A 21,874-nucleotide genomic window follows, 5' to 3' on the forward strand; every position below is an offset into this window, starting at 1 on the left:
GATCGCCAGGTCAACTTTCACTGAATTGTTTAAAGGTTGCATTTTCCCGATAATCATCATGCAAGTCAAGAATACAATTAAAGGATTATGAAGAAAACATAAAGTTGTGATTGATCAAACTTATCTTCCTATTCAGATGAGGTATAACTGGCACAAGAGAATAACGAATCTATAAAACGTCCGATCAATAAAGAGTCAAGATTTTTCCTATTTATCAGGTATTGACTCTCTTGATTGGGTAATACGGATAACACACTGATAATACTCTCCTTTTTGCCTCGATAGCCCCTAACTCTCATTCAGGCAAGGAGATTATGACTATGACAGCTTCAACTGTTGTCAAACCCCCCCCAAAAATTCGAGTTGCAGTGGCCAGTAAGGACAAGGGTTTAACCAACGAGCATTTCGGCCATGCTCGCGAGTTCCTCATCTATGAAGTTGATACTCATCAAGCTCAATTGCTCGAAAACCGCCCGGTTAAACCCTATTGTCATGGCCCAGAAGGAGGCCCAGGAGACCTGAGCGAGAACATTGCGGCTTTATCCGATTGCACAGCAGTTTTAGTGGCTAAAATTGGCGCACTACCGGAAAGTCGCCTCCAAGAAGCCGGGATTGAAGTCGTACAAGTTTACAACACAATCGAAACTGCTGTCTTAGATTTTTACAGTCAATGGGTTGAGAAATCCATTCAATCAATAGAGCGCCAAGATAACCCAGACTAGCGCGTTAGATCTCCATCGAGCAGAACGCGGGCTATTGGCCATTTTTAGCTATTCATGTTTGTCCAAATTATCCTCAATCCTCATCGAAACCATGGACGCACGACCCTCAACAATTTATCTCGATAATAATGCAACCACCCGGATTGCCGACGAAGTTTTAGAAGCCATGCTTCCCTACTTACAGGACTATTATGCGAATCCTTCCAGTATGCATACCTTCGGAGGACAATTGGCCAAACCGGTACGAAAAGCACGGGAACATGTGGCCCAATTATTAGGCGCTCAACCTGATGAAATGATCTTCACCAGTTGCGGTACAGAAGGGGATAATGCTGCTATTCGGGCTGCCTTAGCCAGTTATCCCGATAAGCGCCATATTGTTACCACTAAAGTTGAACACCCGGCCATTATTAACCTCTGTAAGCGGTTAGAAAAGCAAGGCTATACCACCACCTATTTAGGCGTAAATGAGAAAGGGCAACTCAATTTAAATGAATTGAAGGCAGCGTTGACAGAGGATACGGCTTTAGTGTCCGTCATGTGCGCGAACAATGAAACGGGAACCCTCTTCCCCATCGAAAGAATTGGGCGCATTGTCAAAGAACGGGGCATTTTGTTCCATGTAGATGCGGTACAAGCGGTGGGTAAAGTGCCCCTGAACATGAAAGAGAGTACCGTGGATTTTCTGGTGTTATCTGGACATAAGTTGCACACTCCAAAAGGTATTGGGGCCTTGTATGTTCGCAAAGGGGTAAGGTTTCGGCCCCTTTTAATTGGGGGACATCAGGAGCGAGGCAGACGTGCAGGAACGGAAAATGTACCCGGTATCATTGCTCTAGGGAAAGCGGCTGAGTTGGCGATGCAGTCGATGGAGACTGAAAATAAGCAAGTCCGACAGTTGCGCGATCGCCTCGAACAAAGCATTTTAACCACCATTCCCCATACCCAGCTCAATGGACATCCTGCCTTAAGACTGCCCAACACCACCAATATCGGCTTTAAGTACATCGAAGGAGAAGCCATCTTACTCTCCCTCGATCGCTATGGAATTTGTGCCTCCTCTGGATCGGCTTGCACCTCCGGTTCCCTAGAACCGTCCCACGTTCTGCAAGCCATGGGACTGCCCTACACCATTTTGCACGGTTCCATTCGCTTTAGCCTATCTCGGTATACCACCGACGCAGAAATCGACCAGGTATTGCAAGTGATGCCCAAAGTTGTAGAGCGACTCCGCCAAATTTCCCCCTTCAAAGATGCCACCGACGAACAGCACGGTTGGTTGAGTTCAGTGGGGGATAAACAACTGGCTCAGACTCGCTAAATCTATAGCCATTGACCAACCTTTCTAACCATTCAAACTCAAGGGAGCTGCTAGAACCATGTGGGACTATACGGATAAAGTGATCGATTTATTTAACAATCCTCATAACATGGGGGAAATTACCTCCTCCGACTGTGAAGAATATGAAACCGTTGCTGTCGGTGATGTCGGTAGTATCGCTTGTGGCGATGCCTTGCGGTTGCACCTAAAAGTCAATACTCAAACCGAACAAATTATTGATGCCAGGTTTCAAACCTTTGGATGCGCCAGTGCGATCGCCTCCTCTTCTGCCTTAACCGATCTTATTCAAGGCATGACCCTCGATCAAGCCCTAACCCTCAGCAACCGAGAGATTGCCGACTTTTTAGGAGGGCTTCCCGAAGAAAAAATGCACTGCTCCGTCATGGGACAAGAAGCCCTAGAAGCAGCCATTTACAACTACAAAGGCATTCCCCTAGAAGCCGAAGAAGAAGATGAAAGCCCCTTAGTTTGTCGCTGCTTTGCCATCACCGAAGGCAAAATTAAACGCATTATCCAGGACAATCATCTCACCACAGCCGAACAAGTCACTAACTATATCAAAGCAGGCGGCGGTTGTGGTTCTTGTCTGGCTGAGATTGACGATATCTTGGCTGAAGTGACCCAAGAACGAAAACAACAGCAGCATATGAACCAGGTTGCTGTTGAAACCTGCGTCGAATTAGCCGAAAAACTCGCCAGTGCCTCTCCAGAACCGGCATCTGAATTGCCCCCATTAACCACATTACAAAAGATTACGTTAATTCAACAAATTTTAAATGATGAAATTCGTCCGATGGTGGCTATGGATGGCGGTGATGTGGAGCTTTACGACATAGAAAATAATCTCGTTAAAGTCATCTTAAAAGGAGCCTGTGGTAGTTGTCCGAGCGTGCTGACGACTTTAAAGCAAGGCATTGAGCAAACCTTGCGCGATCGCGTCTCAGATGATTTAATCGTCATTGCCGTTGAATAGCACTCTATAGACTTAGGAATAAACCTGCCATATCTTCACTCAATAATCCATACAACCCTTATTTAAAGCACGGTTTAGCCGTGCTTTTGTCATGATATAGACCTGTATATTAGGAGTTAAATTAAAAATATTGTTATAATAAATTAATCTTTAAACACATTTAAATAATATCAATTTCTGCATTTTTACAATCCAGTTTTTGCCAATAAAATAAGAATAATTGACAACAAAGTGATTGTTTAAAATTTAAAAATAGAAAAAGTAAGCAAAATCACTTTTATTGAATCAAAAAATGTGTTTTGTGTAGTCACATATACAGTTATTTTACTTTTAAAAGTTTATAACTATATTCGTAGGCAAGAAAAGTGAAGTCATCCTTGAACCCATCCAGTTACAGGAAAACTTTGCAGAGTATATTGTCAGTGTTTCAGAAGTTATTCTCTTTAATCGTAGTGGCTTATATTTGTCAATAGAGAGAGGAAGTCTTAAACCACCCCCACTCTATTGATTCCTCTGTAAGCCATTACTTAACTACCCCAAACAGGAGGTTTAATCATGAGGAAAATCGCTGTTTACGGAAAAGGCGGAATTGGTAAATCAACCACCACTCAAAATACAGTTGCTGGGTTAGTTGAATTAGGCCGCAAAGTCATGATTGTCGGTTGTGATCCCAAAGCTGACTCCACTCGGTTACTACTCGGTGGCTTACACCAGAAAAGCGTCTTAGATACCTTACGCGAAGAAGGCGATGACGTAGACTTAGAAGACATCCGCAAAGAAGGCTTTGGGAAAACTTTATGTGTTGAATCCGGTGGGCCAGAACCGGGTGTCGGTTGTGCAGGACGGGGGATTATTACCTCCATCAGTATGCTCGAACAACTCGGAGCCTATGAAGAACAAGTTGGTTTAGACTATGCCTTCTACGACGTTTTAGGAGACGTAGTTTGTGGTGGATTTGCCATGCCCATCCGCGAAGGCAAAGCTCAAGAAATCTATATTGTCACCTCTGGTGAAATGATGGCAATGTATGCTGCCAACAACATTTGTCGAGGTATTATGAAATATGCCGAGTCTGGTGGTGTTCGGTTAGGTGGATTGATTTGTAACTCCCGTAAAGTTGACCGAGAAGCAGAACTGATCATGGCTTTAGCCGACGCATTAGGCACACAAATGATTTACTTCATGCCACGGGACAACATGGTACAACGGGCAGAATTAAACCGGAAGACGGTGATTGAATACGCTCCCGAATCCGAACAAGCGCAACATTATCGCAACTTGGCTAAAGCCATTGATGAAAATACCAATCAAGTCATTCCTACTCCCGTATCTAATGATGACCTGGAAAAATTACTCGTGAAATATGGATTATTCGGTTAAGGATACACCCGTATTCTCAACGGACATCCATTCCTTTTGTTGTATTTTCTCATTTTTGAGGAGGAAAAACTCAAATGCCAGTCGCTATTCGAGCCATTGTTCGACCAGAAAAAGCCACTGATGTGATGCAAGCCTTATTGAACGCAGGCTTTCCCGCTGTCACCAAAATTGATGTTTACGGTCGAGGCAAACAACGGGGTTTGAAAATTGGGAACGTTCACTACGATGAACTGCCTAAAGAACTGTTAATGTTCGTCGTCCCCGACGAAGATAAAGACACTGTAATTCGGATTATTCTTGACAGCGCCCGTACCGGAACCGAAGGAGCCTATGGAGATGGAAAAATCTTCGTAACTCCAGTTGAAGAAATCTACACCGTCAGTACAGGTGTTAAAGAAACGGCTCAAGTTTCAGTCCCGGCCACCCCGGAAACTTCTCCTCGAACCTTAGTGACGACTTAGATCCAGATTGATCGCCGTATTGCTGATTGTTAGGGGTCATATTTTCCCGAAGAATATATCCAACACGAATCACCAGTTTAACCGATCGTTTAACCCCTAACAATTGTAATTCTACTGTAGATTAACACTGAGGAAAGAGACATGAAAGAAGTTATTGCGATTATTCGCATGAACAAAATGCATGAGACCAAAGAAGCCTTGATTAAGGCAGGTTTTCCTGGATTTAATGCCGTGAAAGTTGCCGGTCGAGGACGGCAAGCCATGGAAGCAGAAGTGGTAGATGCCTTAAATAAGCATCCTGAAGATGCATCAGAGGTATTGCCGTTACTCGCTCATGTTCCTCGCTTAATTCCCAAGCGTTTGGTTAGTTTAGTTGTTCCTGATGAGTTGGTCAAAGAAGTAGTCAATACCATCATCAAGGTCAATCAAACTCGGAATGCTGGAGATGGCAAGATCTTTGTAGTGCCAGTACTCGACAGTATTCGGATTCGGACTCGCGAAAAAGGGAATTTTGCGATCGATGAAATGGGTTCAGGCATGTTTTTTGCCTAAAGTAGTCCCTAATCTAGTTGACATCGAATGATAGGAGAATTTATCTCAAACTAGCCGGATTTACTGTGAGATTAATTCGGGACGGGAGATCGGAAATAAAAAGCAGATTAACTCTAAATATTGTTCTCTTCTCTCGTCTTTACGAACCCCAAACATAATGGAGAGAAAACCATGACTGAAAAATTATCACCGACGACTGATTTTGAATCAGAATCCCAACAGGCACAACAAGGTGTGATGCTTTCTCCGTCTCCCATAAGTCTGGAAGAGACCCAGGATAGTATTGCGGAAATCATTGGAGCCTATCCGAAGAAAGTCGCTCGCAAACGGAGCAAACATATTGTTGTTCGTGACCCATCTATTCCGGAGCAAGAAATTAACGCTAATGCCCGTACAACTCCCGGAATTATAACTCAGAGAGGATGTGCTTTTGCGGGATGTAAAGGTGTGGTTGTGGGGCCATTTGGTGACTGCGTACACATCGTTCATGGTCCGATTGGGTGTTCCTATTATTCTTGGTTAACTCGACGCAATCAGTTTAAACCGAGAGAAGATGGCAAAGAATTTTTACACTATTGCTTCTCCACCGATTTGAACGAACATGATGTTGTGTTTGGTGGCGTGAATAAGTTAAAGCAGGCGGTGCAAGAAGCCTATGATATTTTCCAACCCAAATCGATTACGGTTCACTCCACTTGTCCGGTGGGATTAATTGGAGATGATATCCAAGGTGCAGCTAGGGAAATGACGCAAAAACTGGGACTTCCGGTCGTTGCCTTTAACTGTGAAGGATATAAAGGAGTCAGTCAATCCGCAGGACACCATATTGCCAACAATGGTTTCTTCAAACATTGGATTGGAAATGATACTGAAACGGAAGAAATCGAAGGATTTACCGTTAACCTGATGGGTGAATATAACATCGGGGGTGACTCTTGGGAAATTGAGCGGGTGCTGGAAAAATGTGGCATTAAAGTGGTTTCCACATTTAGTGGCGATGCCTCTTATGATGATGCGATCAAGGCTCATTTAGCCAAAGTAAATCTGGTCATGTGCCATCGTTCCATTAACTATATGGCTTCCATGATGGAAGAGAAATATGGTACGCCTTGGATGAAAGTGAACTTTATTGGCGTTCATGCTTTTGCCAAGAGTTTGCGTAAGATTGCTAAGTTCTTTGATGATCCAGCTTTGATTCAACGGGTTGAAGACGTGATTGTGGAAGAATTGGCGATCGCCGAAGCTCAGTTGACCCAGTACCGCAAACGACTCGAAGGAAAAACGGTATTCTTGTTCGTTGGCGGTTCCCGGGCCCATCACTACCAAGAACTATTTGCAGATCTCGGCATGAAAACCATTGTAGCAGGCTATGAGTTTGCTCACCGGGATGACTACGAAGGACGGCAAGCCCTACCGAAGATCAAGGTGGATGCAGACAGTCGCAACATTGAAGAATTGGATGTAGAACGCGATTCAGAGCGCTATAATCCTCCATCGGATGCAGAAATGGAACGTCTGCGTAACGAGAAGATCATGAATGACTACAAAGGAATGATGCCCGATATGGGTGAAGGCACATTGCTAGTAGACAACATTTCTCACCATGAACTCGATGTGTTGATCAAACGCTTTAAACCCGATCTGATTGGTTCTGGAATTAAAGACAAGTACGTCATTGAGAAATTCGGCGTACCTTGCAAGCAGTTGCACAATTATGACTACGGTGGGCCCTTTGCTGGTTTCCGAGGTGCAGTCAACTTTGCCAAAGATGTGGATCTGCGAGTCAATAGCCCCACTTGGCAATACATCAAAGCCCCTTGGGATTAGGGTTAACGGGCTGGAAAGCCCCTACCCTCCCTCCTCCAGTTGCAGGGGGTTTGTCCTGAACTCGTTGCAACTCTCACCCTTCATTCATCCCAACTCGGAGAGAAAATCATGTTAGAAGCAACCCCCAAAGAAGTTGTAGAACGCAAAGCACTACGGGTTAACCCCGCCAAAACATGCCAACCCATCGGGGCTATGTACGCCGCATTAGGAATTCATGGATGCTTACCCCATTCCCATGGCTCACAAGGATGTTGTTCTTACCATAGATCGCACCTAACTCGTCATTATCGCGACCCGATCATGGCAGCAACCAGTTCGTTTACTGAAGGTTCAGCCGTCTTTGGTGGTGGTGCAAACTTGCGTCAAGCGTTTACCACCATGTACAAACTGTACGACCCTGATGTAATTGCGATTAATACCACCTGTCTGTCAGAAACCATTGGTGATGATATTCCGACGTTGATTCGGGAAGCGCGGGAAAGTGGGATTATCCCCGAAGGTAAAGTGGTCATTCATGCCAATACCCCCAGTTATGTGGGAACTCATGTAACGGGTTGGTCAAATATGACGGCTGGGATTGTCAAGTACCTTTCAGAGAAGACTGAAACTCCCCAACAGCAAATTAATGTGATTCCCGGATATGTAGAACCGTCCGATATCCGCCAGATTAAGCATCTGCTGGATCAAATTGGGGTGAACTCTGTAGTCTTCCCAGATACCAGTGATGTGGTGGATACGCCGCAAACGGGAACATTTGAGATGTATCCCAAGGGAGGAACCTCAGTGGAAGCGTTGCATACTACTGGCGATAGCATCGCAACTCTGGCTCTGGGGCCAGATGCCTCGAAACAAGCGGCGAAAGAACTGGAAAATAAATGCAAGGTTCCCTATCAATTGTTGGATTTACCCATCGGTATTGCCGCAACGGATCGCTTTATCCAAGCAATTATAGAAACCACAGGTGCAGCCGTTCCAGAGTCCTTGAAAGATGACCGGGGTCGGTTAGTAGACTTGATGACGGATATGCAGCAATATCTCTATGGCAAGCGAGTCGCTTTAGCTGGAGATCCCGATCAAATTGTTCCTTTAACTGAGTTTCTCGTCAGTTGTGGCGCTAAACCCATGTATGCGATCACTGGAACAGCTTCCAAATATTTCACCACGCGCTGTAAAGAAATCTTGGAAGAGTGGGTTCCCGATGCGATCGTCAAAGATGATACGGATCTGTTCTATCTACATCAACTGATCAAGACTAATCCTGTGGATCTACTCATTACCAACGTTTATGGCAAATATATTGCCCGTGCGGAAGATATTCCCCTAGTCCGGTTTGGTTGGCCGATCTTAGACCGTGTCGGTCACAGTTTCTTCCCCTCTGTTGGCTATAAGGGCAGTATGCATCTGTTGTGCGACATCATTAATACGATTTTGGAACGCAAAGATCGGGATGACCCCGATGAAATCTTTGAGTTAGCTCTGTAATATTAATTGCTCAAGGGTGAGAGGGTATGGTCTAGATCCCCCAACCCCGTATTCGTGTCAGCAACAGCCGATTCAGGTCGGCTCTGTCTCAACCTTTGTGTCTAAATCAGGAGGATATCATGAGTAAACTAACGAAACCCGAACACCACATTTTTGTTTGTAATTCTTTTAGAACCAAGGGAGAAGCTCAGGGCGTTTGCAACAAGAAGAAAGCGGTAAGTTTAATTCAGTATCTTGAAAATGAATTGGTCGATCGCGGACTCGATAATGTCCTAGTCTCTTCTACCGGTTGTCTGAAACTCTGCGATCATGGCCCCGTGATGATGGTCTATCCCGACAACTATTGGTATGGGGAAGTGGATGAAGATGCGATCGATGAAATTCTCGATGCACTTGAAGACAATCAACCGGCTGAAGAATACTTATTTGCCACTTAAAGCCATCCCTATAGCAGAGAAAGAGTTGGTGAGGACAGTTAGATTATGGTTTTAGGCAATAGGCAATAGGCAATAGACAGTATCCTAACTCTCCCTTCTTCTCTATACAAGTCAGGTTGGGGACAGCCATAACCTCCCTTTGTCAAGGAAGATTTATACCCTCAAGGGCGCAAGCCATGCGCCCTTCCTTATTACTTCTCATTCGGACAAAATTATGACTGGAATTTTAAGAGAGCGAGAGAAACAAATTCACCGCAAAGGAAATAGCCCTTTTGAGTTTGCTTGCAATAAAGAAAGCTTGGCGGGTGCGGTTAGCCAAAGAGCTTGTGTTTTCTGTGGTTCTCGCGTCGTTCTTTACCCCATTGCCGATGCCATTCATTTGGTTCATGGCCCCATTGGTTGTGCGGCGTATACTTGGGATATTCGTGGCGCGCTCTCTTCCGGCCCAGAATTACATCGACTCAGTTTTTCCACAGATTTACAAGAGCGAGATGTGATTTTTGGCGGTGAGAAAAAACTCGACCAAGCCCTATGTGAATTAATCGATCGTCATCATCCCAATGGTGCATTTGTCTATTCAACTTGTATTGTGGGTATTATTGGAGACGACTTAGAAGGAATTTGTAAACGAGTTAGCCAAGAAAAAGGCATTCCGGTTATTCCCGTACAGTCCGAAGGCTTTAAGGGGAATAAACGAGCCGGATATAATGCCGCTTGTCGAGCCATGTTTCGCTTAGTGGGCATGGGCGATACCACCGGCATTTCTCCCCACAGTATTAATATTTTGGGTGACTTTAACTTGGCTGGAGAGATTTGGATTATCCGTGAATATTTTGAGCGAATAGGCATTCAAGTAGTCGCTAATATTACTGGGGATGGACGGATCAAAGACATTCAGCGATCGCATGGTGCAGCCTTGAATGTGGTGCAGTGTTCTGGGGCAACCCTGGACTTAGCCAAAATGATGCAAGAAGACTATGATGTTCCCTTCCTGCGAGTCTCTTATTTTGGCATTGAAGATATGGCAGAAGCCTTATATTCAGTTGCTCGGTTCTTCGATGACGATCCCACCATTTTGCAACGAGCGCAAGAGTTAGTGCGCTCTGAATTATCCACCCTTTATGGACAGTTGAACGAATACCGCAAAGACTTAGAAGGAAAAACCGCAGCCATTTATGTCGGTGGTGCATTTAAAGCCTTTTCCTTAGTCAAAGCCTTCCGGTTATTGGGTATGGATGTGGTCATGGTCGGGTCACAAACAGGAACTAAAGCAGATTATCAAGAACTGCATGAAATTACCGATGAAGGAACCATTATTGTTGATGATTCTAATCCCTTAGAATTATCTGGTTTTTTGAAAGAAAAGGATGTGGATATTTTTGTTGGTGGAGTCAAAGAGCGCCCCATTGCCTATAAATTGGGGATTGGCTTCTGCGACCACAACCACGAACGAAAAGAAGCCCTGGAAGGATTTGTTGGAATGCTCAATTTTGCTAAAGAAGTTCACTCTACGGTGATGTCTCCCATTTGGCAATTTGTGCCTCGACGTAACCAACCGGAGTAATCGACAAATTTTGATCGTTGCAATTTGGGAGAGGGAAAAATCATGGGTAAAATAAAAATTAAGCAGAAAACCGAGGCTTATGTCTCTACAACCAATGCCTGCAAACTCTGTAAACCTCTAGGAGCTTGTATTGCTTTTCGAGGCATAGAAGGATGCGTTCCCTTCTTGCATGGATCTCAAGGCTGTGCGACGTATATGCGCCGTTATATTATTAGTCATTTCCGAGAACCGATTGATATTGCCTCGTCTTCTCTGAGTGAAAAACATGCTGTCTATGGGGGCGGGCCAAACTTGAAAAAAGGTATTCTCAATGTGATGGAGAAATACCATCCCGATGTCGTGGGAATTGCCACCACTTGTTTAACGGAAACCATCGGCGATGATGTGAGACGATTCTTATTGGAATTTCAAGAAGAATTTGGCCAAGAAGAGGATCCATTACCGACTTTGGTACGGGTGGCAACTCCGAGCTATAGTGGCACTCACGCGGAAGGATTTCATGCCACGGTTAAAGCAGTCATTGAACAATTGGTGGGGGTAGAAAGTTCAGCTCCTTCCGTTTCCTGTTCCCTGAATGTATTGCCGGGTTTAGTTTCTCCGGCAGATCTGCGCTATCTGCGAGAAGTTGTGCAAGATTTTGGCATTAAAGCTACAATTTTACCTGATTTTTCCGATACATTGGATGGGCCAGCGCAACTGGATTATCTGACGATTCCAGAAGGTGGAACCCCGGTTGCTGAGATTCGCGCGATGGATCGGGCGATCGCCACTTTGGAATTCGGACGAGTCTTAGAAGGCACGGGCAGCACTGGAGGAGAAGTGTTGCGCGAGCGTTTTAACCTACCATTGCACCCCTTGGGACTCCCCATCGGTTTGCGAGAGAGCGATCGCTTCTTTAACCTCCTGCAAGAACTCACCGGACAACCCATCCCCCAAATTCATGCATCCGAGCGGGGACGGTTAGTCGATGCCTATGTCGATGCTCACAAATATCTCTTTGGCAAACGCGCCGTAGTCTACGGAGAGGAAGATTTAGTCGTGGGATTAACCGCGTTCCTCACAGAAATTGGCGTTAAACCCATTTTATGCGCCTCTGGAGGCAATAGCGGCCAACTCGCCGCTGCCATAGAAGCCGTCACCGCAGAGATCGTCAGAGAACCCGTCCCCGTCCGTGACAATGTGGATTTCTACGAAATAGGCGAACAAATCGATCGCATTCAACCTGATTTAATTATCGGTACGAGCAAAGGATATCCCATTGCTCGCAAACATCAAATTCCCATGATTCGCGTCGGTTTCCCCATTCACGATCGCTTTGGCGGACAGCGCCTGTTGCACCTCGGTTATCGCGGAACTCAGCGCCTGCTCGATCAAATTGTTAACGCCATTATCGACAAGAAACAAGCCGATTCCCCCGTCGGGTATGGCTATTTGTAGACAGCGATCGGGGATAGGGAGACGCGGTGACACGGTGACGCAGAGACGCGGAGAAATAGGGAACTTCCTATTCCCTATTCCCTATTCCCCATTCCCCATTCCCTAAAAAAACATCACGGAGAACCTAAAATGACTACCACCATTGATTACGCCAAACATCCTTGCTTCAATGTCGATGTAAAAGGACAATATGGACGAGTTCATTTACCCGTCGCACCCAAATGTAATATTCAGTGTAATTATTGCAATCGCAAATATGATTGCGTCAATGAAAGTAGACCTGGAGTAACCAGTACTGTTTTATCTCCAGAACAGGCACTCTATTACATGGGTCAAGTTTTGGAGAAAGAACCCCGAATTACGGTGGCTGGAATTGCCGGACCGGGCGATCCTTTTGCCAATCCAGAGCAAACCTTACGGACGATGGAATTGTTGCGGGAAGAATACCCAGAGTTAATTCTTTGTCTATCGAGCAATGGACTGAATTTAAAGCCAGAATATATTGCCAAAATTGCGGAAATTGGGGTCAGTCACGTCACCGTTACCATGAATGCGGTAGACCCAGAAATTACCCGCAAAGTTTATCGTTGGGTTCGGGATGGTAAAACGGTTTATCAAGGATTAAAAGGAGCAACCTTACTTCTAGAGCGACAATTGGAAGCCATTCAGAATTTAAAAGCGGCTGGAGTAACGGTGAAAATCAACTGTATTATTATGCCGGGAATTAACGACCATCATGCGGTAGAAGTGGCTAAAAAAGCGGCAGAATTAGGGGCGGATTTGTTCAATGCAATGGCTATGTTCCCGACTCCAGATACTCCCTTTGAAGAATTGACGGAACCCAATGCGCGGATGATGAATAAAATTCGCAAAGAGTGCGAACAATACTTACCGCAAATGCGCCATTGTACGCGCTGTAGAGCTGATGCTGTCGGATTGTTGGGCGAAGATCGATCGCAGGAATTTCATGGCTGTTTGGCGGCTTCTTCTAAACGAAAACTTCCCCAACAATCCAACAATCGCCCCTATGTTGCCGTCGCTACTGTTGAAGGAGTGTTAGTCAATCAGCATTTGGGACAAGCGCCGCAATTGCAAATTTGGGAACAAACGGGCAGCGGATTTAGTTTGGTTGAAGAACGGTTGACTCCAGAAGTGGGAACTGGATTTGAACGGTGGCAAAAACTAGCCAATAATTTGCAAGATTGTCGGGCTATTTTAGCCAGTGGCATGGGAGAGAATCCCAAGCAAATCTTAAGTCAATGTGGAATTACTCCCATCGAAATTAGTGGGTTTATTAACCTGGGATTGCAAGCCGTTTATGATGGGGAAGATCTGTCAAAATTCAAACGGCGTAAACAAACGGAATGCACTCGCCTATCCGCAGCCGCGTCTGAATGTCAAGGAGATGGTTTAGGTTGTGGATAAATTGGGGAGTAATGAACCTTGAAGAATCATGAAGAAAACGGTGATGTCTATGATTTCTAACTCCTGCACTCCTGACTTCCCAGACTTAAGAGATATGCGATCGCATAAGCAATGCGGAGCATTATCGCTCTGGCAAGATATGGGTACGGATTTTCGCATCATATTTGAGCGAGATCCAGCCGCGAGAAATCCCTTGGAGGTGTTTCTATTCTCCCCTGGATGGCACGCCTTAATTTTTTACCGTATTGCCCATTATTTGCAAGCTCATCATATTGGGTTAATCCCTCGCCTGCTGTCAGCCATAGCGCGGTTTTTAACGGGCGTGGAAATTCATCCAGGGGCTTGTTTAGGACGGGGAATTTGTATCGATCATGGTATGGGGGTGGTGATTGGAGAAACTGCGATTGTGGGGGACTATGCTCTGATTTACCAAGGGGTGACTTTGGGAGGAACGGGAAAAGAGCAAGGGAAACGCCATCCCACGGTAGGCGATCGCGTTATTATTGGTGCCGGAGCCAAAGTCTTAGGCAATATTAAAATCGGGGATAATGTTCGTATTGGTGCGGGTTCGGTAGTATTAAACCCCGTACCCGATCATTGCACAGTGGTGGGAATACCAGGGCGCGTGGTGCGAAACTGCGGACAATCGCTAGATCCCTTGGAACATGGTAGTTTGCCGGATATTCAAGGAAGAGCGATCGCCGCTTTAAGGGATCGCCTGGAGTCCCTGGAAGCCCAATTACAGGAGAGGATTACCCATGAGTATTAATATTAATGACACCACTTTGAGGGATGGGGAACAAGCGGCTGGAGTGGCGTTTACCCTGGCGGAAAAAGTGGCGATCGCCCAATTCCTCGATCGCATGGGGGTTCCAGAACTGGAGATCGGAATTCCGGTAATGGGAGGTGAAGAGGCAGATGCCATCCGGGCGATCGTTGATTTAGGACTGAAAGCGGAGTTAATCGGTTGGAATCGGGCTAAAATTGAAGATATTCAAGCCTCCCTTGCCTGTGGACTGCACAGAGTCCATATCTCGATTCCCGTTTCCGAGATTCAGATCCAAGTCAAATTTGGCGGCAAGGTGTCTCAACTGTGGCGACAGTTAGAGGAAAGTATTCATTTTGCGATCGATCATGGACTCTATGTTTCTGTCGGAGGAGAAGACTCTTCCCGCGCGAACCCCAAATTTTTGGGTGAAGTGATTCAAAAGGCTCAAGATTGGGGAGCCAGTCGATTTCGATTTTGCGATACGATCGGCATTCTCGATCCCTTTGCCACCTATGACACCGTTCGCCAATTGGTGCAACAGTTTACCCTCCCGATCGAAATGCATACCCACGATGACTTAGGCATGGCAGTCGCCAATAGTTTAGCTGGAGTCAAAGCGGGAGCCACCTCCGTCAATACCACTGTTAACGGGTTGGGAGAACGAGCCGGAAATGCCGCCTTAGAAGAAGTGGCGATCGCCCTCAAACATCTTTACGGGATAAAATCAGGAATTGATACCCATCAGTTACGGGATATTTCTCAGTTTGTACAGCAAGCTTCGGGGGATACTCTCCCTCGCTGGAAATCAGTCGTTGGTGACAATGCCTTTACCCATGAAGCGGGGATTCATGTCAATGGCTTGCTGAAAAATCCTCACACCTATCAAGCTTACGATCCGGCGGAACTTGGATTAGAACACCAATTAGTTTTAGGCAAACATTCGGGGCGCTCTCTGTTGTACCATTTACTCCAAGAGCAGCAGATTACCCTCCAACAACCAGAAGTGCAACACTTGCTCGAGCAGGTTCGCGATCTCGCCATTCAACTGAAACGCGGATTAACGCAACAGGAAGTATTAGATCTGTTAAAGCACACGAATCTCCCCCATACACCCAATACCAAGGAACTCCACCCCTCTTAGCGTCCTATCAATCTCAAGTCTGATTAACCGCTATAGCAGAGAAAGAGTGGGTTAGGACTCCGGTTCAATACTAAAATCTAGTACCCATCACCTATTCCCTATTCCCCATTCCCTATTCCCCATTCCCCATTCCCTACCGCCCAGCGCGCAGCGCTATATCGCTTCCTCCATGCTTTTTTATCAGGATATCCTTACTTTGAACAACTCATCTCTTCCCCAGGATTGATAAAGAAGTTGTTAAAATGGTAGTGTCCAATACTAGAATTCTAGTTGAGCGACATCCAGTCAACCCACAAGTCCATCAAAGTTAGATCAAAACACGATAAAAAAGCGGCTGAGGAAACTATTGATGAAAATCCAGTTAGAAAGTAACTATTTTGATGAAAAATGTCAATGCCATCTCTGTGGGACCCTTTTCTTTGCTGAAGAAATCATTGCCCGAGCCTATCGCAGTTCTGATGAGTACATCACCGATGTCTGTCCGCAATGTCTAGCATCAGGAGATACAGGAATCAGTCAGAGAATCCGAAAACAAGCTGACTATTTGCGTCGTTTAGCCAGCGAACTAGAAAAATTAGCTGATGGAGACATTGAAACTCCCAGTTTTGAGCATTTTCAAACCGTCAAGCAGTTAACCAAATCCATGCTTTAAGCTATTGATGCTCAACTCTTCTAAGCTTTAAAAAATTCTCGTTTATCCTGGTTATCTAAACATTCTCACAACCTTGGGGGTGACGATCGTGAAAAAACGAGGATTTTTTTATTTCATTACAGCTCTAACCCTGACGATCTGTATAAGCTGTAGTTCTGGAACTCCTGAAACTTCAACCCAAACCCAGCTAACTGTATCTGTCGCTGCCAGTCTTCAGAATGTGATGCGTCCGATTGCCCAAGCCTATCAACAACAGGCATCAGATACTCTCATTGCTTATAACTTTGCTTCATCCGGAACCCTGCAACAACAAATTGAACAAGGCGCTCCAGTGGATGTCTTTATTTCTGCTTCCCCTCAACAAATGGATGCCCTAGAGCGCAAGAATTTATTACAACCCAAAACCCGGAAAAATTTACTCAAAAATCAAGTTGTTTTAGTGACTCCCAAAAGAGAAAAAACGATTAAAGTATTTGCCGACTTAACTCAAGAGCATATCGCTAAAATTGCTCTAGGAAATCCAGAAACAGTCCCCGCAGGACAATATGGAAAAGAAGTCCTCACTCAACTTAAGCTATATGAGTTACTTCGGCCCAAATTTGTCTTAGCTAAAGATGCACGGCAAGTCCTCTTTTATGTCGAATCGGGAAATGTGGATGCGGGAATCGTTTATCAAACGGATGCGATGCTCTCTGATAAAATAACTATCGTTGCCACAGCTCCCGAAACCGATCATTCTCCCATTCTTTATCCCGTTGCTATTTTGCAGCAAACAGAATCTCCCGAACCAGCCCAACATTTTATTGATTTTCTCTGGACAGAACCCGCACAATCTATTTTCCAAGACTATGGGTTTCAACTGGCTCAATAGACTGTAAAAAATGCCTGATTTTGTTCCCCATGATACTCTTTTTTTCTAGTGATATCGATAGAATATTGATTATATTATAAAATCAATAAATTCAATGAAAATTAGCGCTCGTAATGCCTTAAAAGGAACCGTGAAAAAAGTGGTCACTGGAGCCGTAAATAGTGAAATAACTTTAGAAATTGCACCCGGTGTAGAAGTCACTGGAGTGATTACTAAAGCGTCCGCCGAAAACTTAGGATTAGCAGAAGGAAAAGAAGCGTTCGCTGTGATAAAAGCTTCTGATGTAATATTTGCTGTGGATTAGCTCCCGAATCATGATCGATAACTTTTCCCCCTTGTTTATCTCCCTTAAAACGGCAACGCTTGCCACGATGATCGCTTTTTTCCTAGGGATCGCTGCTGCTCACTGGATATTCCGGTATCGGGGAAAAGCCAAATCGATTTTGGATGGATTATTTTTATCCCCCTTGGTTTTGCCCCCTACCGTTTTAGGCTTTTTCCTCTTGGTTATATTCGGGAAAAATACGCCAATCGGGTCTTTTCTTGCCCAGTTTAACATTCATATTGTCTTTACCTGGTATGCCACTGTGATTACAGCAACGGTGGTGGCATTTCCACTGATGTACAAAACTGCGTTAGCTGCCTTTGAACAAATCGATCGCACGATTCCCCAAGCGGCTCAAACCCTGGGCGCAAGAGAACAGACGATCTTTTGGCGCATTAGTTTACCTCTGGCGTTCCCTGGTTTGATGGCGGGAGCGACTTTAGCATTTACCCGTGCTTTAGGGGAATTTGGGGCGACGTTAATGTTAGCGGGAAATATTCCCAACCAAACCCAAACGATTCCGATGGCGATTTATTTAGCGGTGGAATCGGGTTCGATGGAAACAGCTTGGTTTTGGTGCATGGTAATGCTTGGTTTGTCTCTGTTGATGGTAACTTTAGTCAATTTATGGCGTAAGTTTCAGAGTAAAAGTTGGAAGACGGTTTCTCCAGCGTCACTCTCCTCTTGGCACGTCAATCGTCCAGTTTATCGAGCGTCGGAACCGTATTTGAGCGTGCAGATTCGCAAAACACTCTGCGAGTTTACTTTGGATGTATCATTGACCAGCAGCGATCGCCAAGTTTTGGGGATTTTAGGCAGCTCTGGCGCAGGCAAAAGCCTGATTTTGCGCTGTATTGCGGGCATCGATACCCCAGATTCCGGTCGTATTGTCCTCAATGGTCGAGTGTTATACGATTCAGAACAAGACATTAATCTGCCCGCCTCCGAGCGCCGCGTGGGGCTTGTCTTCCAAAATTATGCCCTATTTCCCCATCTCACCGTCGCGGAAAATATCGCCTTTGGGATTCCCAAATCAGTGAACATGACTCGCGCGGATATCGAAGCGCAGTTAGCTGCGGTATACTTATCGGGATTTGGCGATCGCTACCCCGATCAACTCTCTGGAGGACAACAGCAACGAGTCGCCTTAGCCAGAGCCTTAGCCAGTCAACCGGATATTCTCCTCTTAGATGAACCCTGCTCCGCTTTAGATACCTATCTGCATTTACAGATGGTGAAATTATTAGTCGATCGCCTAGAGAGTTATCCTGGAGTGAGCTTATTTGTCACCCATAATTTAGAAGAAGCCTATCGAATTTGCCAAGATCTCTTGGTTTTAGATCGAGGAGAGGCGATCGCTTTTGGCAGCAAAGAAGACATCTTTACCGAACCTCGCTATGAACCCGTTGCTCGCATCACCGCTTGCAAGAACTTTTCCCGCGCGACTGTTGTCGAAAATGGGCAAATTTTAGCCATTGACTGGAATTGTGCCTTAACCACCCATAAACCCATCCCCGATACATTGACCCAAATTGCCATTCGAGCGCATCATATTACCTTTGTTGCCGATCTTAACCAAGAGAATACCTTTGAGTGCTGGTTAGCCGATACTAGCGAAAGTCCCCACCGGATGACCCTCTATCTCACCTTAAATCGTCCCCCGAATCATCACCGGGACTACCATCTCCAGGCAGAAATCTTTAAGGAGAAATGGGAAACCCTGCAAACCCAGCCAACTCCCTGGTCTGTTTGTCTGCGATCGGAGAAACTGATATTATTGCAAGAGCCAAGGGTTAGTGAAGTGAAGGGGCGATCGCTCAATCCCAACTCTCCCCCTTCAATGAAAAATTAAAAATCTTATATTACAATCTGCTCTTTAGTAATCCAACGACTTGCCCCGATAGGGTTGGGAGTTATATTGTCTAAGTTAAATTCATACTTATTAACATACTCTTGAGCACTGCGGTCATGAGCCAGAGTATTTAAAGTTTTCGAGTTAACCAATGCAATTCCAGTCACCTGTAATACTGGCTGATTGCTCTGATTATAGCTATAGGCAGTCACCTTAGCCAAACAATCAATATCCAGTGGCCCGCCGTGAAATTCACCTCGATGAATATTGTTGGCAATTCGGTATCGAACCAAGGAATTAACCGGGTGATTTTTTTGCAATTCCTTGAGTTTGATTTCTAACTCTTGTTGATTTGTTCTCTTCTTGTAGCCACGACCCCGAAAACCTCGCCTGGGACGTTGGATTTGATTATTTACAGGGACTTGTTCCGAGCGTATATCCTTTAATGTCTCTAAGAAACTATTGACATTGCGGCGTGACTCTAAGACATGGGCGCGATTTCCACTGCCCGGTAATTTAACTGTTCCACCTTTCAAGAAAGTATCTTGCCTTGGGCTAATATACTTCTCTTTATGGGATAAGAAGCTACGCTGTTCATCTACTCCAAAATCAAGGTCTTCATTGGGGGCAGTTGTATCGAGTTTATTACTTTGAATTTGGGAGATAATTTTGTTAGCCCCAGCAACCATTTTTGGCCCAATTCCACGATTTTTACTAAAGGCCCAGGGATATTGTGTACGCAGCGCACTCATCGCCTCATTTTGTTCTATACCACTTAACATCCCTTGTATATCTTTATCTAGAAGGATAGTTTTGACTGTATCCCAATCTTCAGGTTTTAAGGATAGCCCCAAGCCAAAATTCATCAGAGTATCTTTTACCCACAGGTCTTGAACGTCTTTAACATGGCTGGTGAGTAGTTCCATTTCCTTATATTTTTTCAACCATGTATATTTTATTTTGTACTTTTTTTCCTCTTCCGACCAGGTCTTCTCACGTATACCCTCCGGATTTTTGTCCGATTTTTTGTCATTGTTATACCCTTTCCAATACTGTTTCCAATGGCCAAACATTTTTGTCGCTTTACCTTGTGCTGCAAGTTCTCTGCTTTGGAAAGGGACAGAGACAATCCCACTTAAGGTTCGTGCCAGTTGATTAAGAAACGTTTTCAACTCAGAAGAGACTTGATTATTAGTTAATTCATTTCCTTTCTCTACCAATTTAGCTTTAATCCCCATTTGTAGTGTGCCAAATGCAGATATCTTTGGACTAATCGCCACATTAGGAGCGCTGCTTTTATCGATTACTTTTGCCAGATCCTTACCGCTTAGAGCAACATTCGCTTGGGGCAAAATACCACCATTTTTATTGGATGGTTTTAAGTGTATTCCAGGGATTTTATCGACTATAGTAATCGGCTTATTCCCTTTGAAGGGATTGCCGAATTTTAAACTCGACCAAGAATGGAAAAATCGCTTAAATACATTACTCCTCCTCGTATTGTCTGGAGTTCGCTGTTCACTTCCAAGGTCGGGTCTTCTTTTCAGCTTGAATGTAAGATTGGAGGAGCCTTTCATTGTGCTGACAAACTCACCAATCGTTCTGTCTTCTGGATTGACCGCCCCTTGCAAATCCATGGAAATTAAACGATTGATTTTGGCCAGATCTTCAGGAACAGGGATGGAACTTCCCTGGCCAATGGTTTCTACAAGAAAAGGAGGACTGACGAGTTCAAGAGCATTATTGGCATCGGTCTCTAACTTAAAATTGATCCCAGTAAAGGGCATATGCTCGCTCGATTCACCAATTTCCACATGATCTAATCCCCGCAACGGCCCATCCTTCATTTGGGCAAATTCATGTTCAAACCCTACTGTTGTGTAGGTCTTGCCATCTTGAATTCCATTCGCTTTAACATTGGCTTGTAACCCAATTTGCTGCTCGACTAATTGTCCGAGATTATTGGCTTCTATCTTACGTTGGATCATGGGGGAACCCGAACTCTGGGTATTCTGGCCTTTGAGTTGTACTGAAACGGGTTGATTTTGACTAATTCGTTTTTCGTTATCTTGGGCATCTTGTTCCAAGGTATCGTTGATGGGAGTGTTGGGAATGGTAGGTTGCACATCCATATTATGTTGTTGCACCACATGGGTTGCTTCGTGGGTCAACACTTTAGGATCGTTAGCTACGCTTGATTGGACGACAATATTTTTTTTCTGGGTGGTATAAGCTTGAGCGCCGATGCTTTGGGTGGCAACATCATCAACATGAACTTCAGCGTTTGCCACTTCTGGATGGCCTTGCTGGCTAAAGTTGTCTACGATTTCATCCGGTAGAGGCGATCCTTTTCCTGTAGGGTAGAGATTGACCGATTGTTGTTCTTCACCTTCATTATCTCGCTGCACAACAGGTTGCCGGGCATCTCGCTCCATAATCCGTTGTAGGATATTGCCATGACGCACTAGAGGGCAATCTTTACCCATGGCATATTGATTGCCTTCTCGTTGAATCGGGTTAGACTGGGCTTGCACGGTGTGGCCTGTTTTGCCTTTACCTTGAGATGGAACAATTGAACGCTTGCTGATCCGCCTCTGTCCACGTGCCATAGTTTTTCTCCGATCGCCCAATAACTGAGTCAATTCTTCCATTTTACAATGTA

At 45.0% G+C, this 21,874-nt stretch carries 19 protein-coding genes; 18 read left to right on the plus strand and 1 reads right to left on the minus strand.

Translation table 11 applies throughout. The features are described 5' to 3' along the window. The first annotated feature begins 320 nt into the window (after positions 1–320). From PN466_RS04500 to modB, 18 genes are all read left to right on the plus strand, one after another. Positions 321–722 carry a NifB/NifX family molybdenum-iron cluster-binding protein gene (locus PN466_RS04500; protein WP_271937321.1) on the plus strand — a complete coding sequence of 134 codons (402 nt, stop codon included), beginning with the start codon at positions 321–323 and terminating at the stop codon, positions 720–722. 91 nt (positions 723–813) lie between these two features. Then, positions 814–2,043: a cysteine desulfurase NifS gene (gene nifS, locus PN466_RS04505; protein ID WP_271937323.1), complete on the plus strand. Its 1,230-nt coding sequence runs from the start codon at positions 814–816 to the stop codon at positions 2,041–2,043. A 58-nt stretch (positions 2,044–2,101) separates the two neighbouring features. Beyond that, a complete protein-coding gene (gene nifU, locus PN466_RS04510) occupies positions 2,102–3,037 on the plus strand; it encodes a Fe-S cluster assembly protein NifU (RefSeq protein ID WP_271937325.1) in 936 nt (311 codons plus the stop codon). A 555-nt stretch (positions 3,038–3,592) separates the two neighbouring features. Further along, positions 3,593–4,417, plus strand: a complete 825-nt coding sequence (gene nifH / locus PN466_RS04515; protein ID WP_271937326.1) for a nitrogenase iron protein — start codon at positions 3,593–3,595, stop codon at positions 4,415–4,417. A gap of 74 nt (positions 4,418–4,491) precedes the next feature. Beyond that, positions 4,492–4,878 (plus strand): P-II family nitrogen regulator, encoded by a 387-nt coding sequence (locus PN466_RS04520; protein WP_271937327.1) that lies wholly within the window; start codon positions 4,492–4,494, stop codon positions 4,876–4,878. 141 nt (positions 4,879–5,019) lie between these two features. After that, positions 5,020–5,430, plus strand: a complete 411-nt coding sequence (locus PN466_RS04525) for a P-II family nitrogen regulator (RefSeq protein WP_271937329.1) — start codon at positions 5,020–5,022, stop codon at positions 5,428–5,430. 237 nt (positions 5,431–5,667) lie between these two features. Beyond that, positions 5,668–7,257 carry a nitrogenase molybdenum-iron protein alpha chain gene (nifD, locus tag PN466_RS04530; protein WP_390889968.1) on the plus strand — a complete coding sequence of 530 codons (1,590 nt, stop codon included), beginning with the start codon at positions 5,668–5,670 and terminating at the stop codon, positions 7,255–7,257. Positions 7,258–7,365: 108 nt separating this feature from the next. After that, positions 7,366–8,739, plus strand: coding sequence for a nitrogenase molybdenum-iron protein subunit beta (nifK, locus tag PN466_RS04535; protein ID WP_271937333.1), 1,374 nt, complete (start codon positions 7,366–7,368; stop codon positions 8,737–8,739). 119 nt (positions 8,740–8,858) lie between these two features. Continuing rightward, positions 8,859–9,176: a (2Fe-2S) ferredoxin domain-containing protein gene (locus tag PN466_RS04540; protein WP_271937335.1), complete on the plus strand. Its 318-nt coding sequence runs from the start codon at positions 8,859–8,861 to the stop codon at positions 9,174–9,176. A gap of 214 nt (positions 9,177–9,390) precedes the next feature. Continuing rightward, positions 9,391–10,740, plus strand: coding sequence for a nitrogenase iron-molybdenum cofactor biosynthesis protein NifE (gene nifE, locus PN466_RS04545; protein ID WP_271937336.1), 1,350 nt, complete (start codon positions 9,391–9,393; stop codon positions 10,738–10,740). A 42-nt stretch (positions 10,741–10,782) separates the two neighbouring features. After that, positions 10,783–12,177, plus strand: coding sequence for a nitrogenase component 1 (locus PN466_RS04550; protein ID WP_271937338.1), 1,395 nt, complete (start codon positions 10,783–10,785; stop codon positions 12,175–12,177). 129 nt (positions 12,178–12,306) lie between these two features. Next, complete coding sequence (gene nifB, locus PN466_RS04555; RefSeq protein WP_271937339.1) at positions 12,307–13,602, plus strand: nitrogenase cofactor biosynthesis protein NifB; 1,296 nt, start codon at positions 12,307–12,309, stop codon at positions 13,600–13,602. 94 nt (positions 13,603–13,696) lie between these two features. After that, the gene (gene cysE / locus PN466_RS04560; protein ID WP_271937381.1) at positions 13,697–14,371 is read left to right on the plus strand and encodes a serine O-acetyltransferase; all 675 of its coding nucleotides are present in this window, start codon (positions 13,697–13,699) and stop codon (positions 14,369–14,371) included. Then, positions 14,361–15,512, plus strand: a complete 1,152-nt coding sequence (gene nifV / locus PN466_RS04565; RefSeq protein WP_271937341.1) for a homocitrate synthase — start codon at positions 14,361–14,363, stop codon at positions 15,510–15,512. The genes cysE and nifV overlap by 11 nt, the downstream gene beginning before the upstream one ends. Positions 15,513–15,861: 349 nt before the next feature. Beyond that, positions 15,862–16,164: a hypothetical protein gene (locus tag PN466_RS04570; RefSeq protein ID WP_271937343.1), complete on the plus strand. Its 303-nt coding sequence runs from the start codon at positions 15,862–15,864 to the stop codon at positions 16,162–16,164. An 88-nt stretch (positions 16,165–16,252) separates the two neighbouring features. Then, positions 16,253–17,035, plus strand: coding sequence for a molybdate ABC transporter substrate-binding protein (gene modA, locus PN466_RS04575; protein ID WP_271937345.1), 783 nt, complete (start codon positions 16,253–16,255; stop codon positions 17,033–17,035). 94 nt (positions 17,036–17,129) lie between these two features. Then, a complete protein-coding gene (locus tag PN466_RS04580) occupies positions 17,130–17,339 on the plus strand; it encodes a TOBE domain-containing protein (protein WP_271937347.1) in 210 nt (69 codons plus the stop codon). A 10-nt stretch (positions 17,340–17,349) separates the two neighbouring features. Continuing rightward, on the plus strand, positions 17,350–19,212 hold the full coding sequence (gene modB, locus PN466_RS04585; RefSeq protein ID WP_271937348.1) for a molybdate ABC transporter permease subunit: 1,863 nt from the start codon (positions 17,350–17,352) through the stop codon (positions 19,210–19,212). A 5-nt stretch (positions 19,213–19,217) separates the two neighbouring features. Here modB and PN466_RS04590 read toward each other — a convergent pair whose 3' ends face one another. Next, the gene (locus PN466_RS04590) at positions 19,218–21,821 is read right to left on the minus strand and encodes an eCIS core domain-containing protein (protein ID WP_271937349.1); all 2,604 of its coding nucleotides are present in this window, start codon (positions 21,819–21,821) and stop codon (positions 19,218–19,220) included. Positions 21,822–21,874: the final 53 nt, after the last annotated feature.

The organism is Roseofilum reptotaenium CS-1145, assembly GCF_028330985.1.
Classification (GTDB): domain Bacteria; phylum Cyanobacteriota; class Cyanobacteriia; order Cyanobacteriales; family Desertifilaceae; genus Roseofilum; species Roseofilum reptotaenium.

Excerpts from the sequence above, each read along its gene's own strand:
- PN466_RS04520 (WP_271937327.1), top strand. The coding sequence starts at position 4,492 with ATGCCAGTCGCTATTCGAGCCATTGTTCGACCAGAAAAAGCCACTGAT.
- nifK (WP_271937333.1), top strand. The coding sequence starts at position 7,366 with ATGTTAGAAGCAACCCCCAAAGAAGTTGTAGAACGCAAAGCACTACGG.
- nifS (WP_271937323.1), top strand. The coding sequence starts at position 814 with ATGGACGCACGACCCTCAACAATTTATCTCGATAATAATGCAACCACC.
- PN466_RS04570 (WP_271937343.1), top strand. The coding sequence starts at position 15,862 with ATGAAAATCCAGTTAGAAAGTAACTATTTTGATGAAAAATGTCAATGC.
- PN466_RS04590 (WP_271937349.1), bottom strand. The coding sequence starts at position 21,821 with ATGGCACGTGGACAGAGGCGGATCAGCAAGCGTTCAATTGTTCCATCT.
- PN466_RS04525 (WP_271937329.1), top strand. The coding sequence starts at position 5,020 with ATGAAAGAAGTTATTGCGATTATTCGCATGAACAAAATGCATGAGACC.
- PN466_RS04500 (WP_271937321.1), top strand. The coding sequence starts at position 321 with ATGACAGCTTCAACTGTTGTCAAACCCCCCCCAAAAATTCGAGTTGCA.
- cysE (WP_271937381.1), top strand. The coding sequence starts at position 13,697 with ATGCGATCGCATAAGCAATGCGGAGCATTATCGCTCTGGCAAGATATG.
- PN466_RS04550 (WP_271937338.1), top strand. The coding sequence starts at position 10,783 with ATGGGTAAAATAAAAATTAAGCAGAAAACCGAGGCTTATGTCTCTACA.
- PN466_RS04580 (WP_271937347.1), top strand. The coding sequence starts at position 17,130 with ATGAAAATTAGCGCTCGTAATGCCTTAAAAGGAACCGTGAAAAAAGTG.
- nifD (WP_390889968.1), top strand. The coding sequence starts at position 5,668 with ATGCTTTCTCCGTCTCCCATAAGTCTGGAAGAGACCCAGGATAGTATT.
- modB (WP_271937348.1), top strand. The coding sequence starts at position 17,350 with ATGATCGATAACTTTTCCCCCTTGTTTATCTCCCTTAAAACGGCAACG.
- nifV (WP_271937341.1), top strand. The coding sequence starts at position 14,361 with ATGAGTATTAATATTAATGACACCACTTTGAGGGATGGGGAACAAGCG.
- nifE (WP_271937336.1), top strand. The coding sequence starts at position 9,391 with ATGACTGGAATTTTAAGAGAGCGAGAGAAACAAATTCACCGCAAAGGA.
- nifB (WP_271937339.1), top strand. The coding sequence starts at position 12,307 with ATGACTACCACCATTGATTACGCCAAACATCCTTGCTTCAATGTCGAT.
- nifU (WP_271937325.1), top strand. The coding sequence starts at position 2,102 with ATGTGGGACTATACGGATAAAGTGATCGATTTATTTAACAATCCTCAT.
- PN466_RS04540 (WP_271937335.1), top strand. The coding sequence starts at position 8,859 with ATGAGTAAACTAACGAAACCCGAACACCACATTTTTGTTTGTAATTCT.
- nifH (WP_271937326.1), top strand. The coding sequence starts at position 3,593 with ATGAGGAAAATCGCTGTTTACGGAAAAGGCGGAATTGGTAAATCAACC.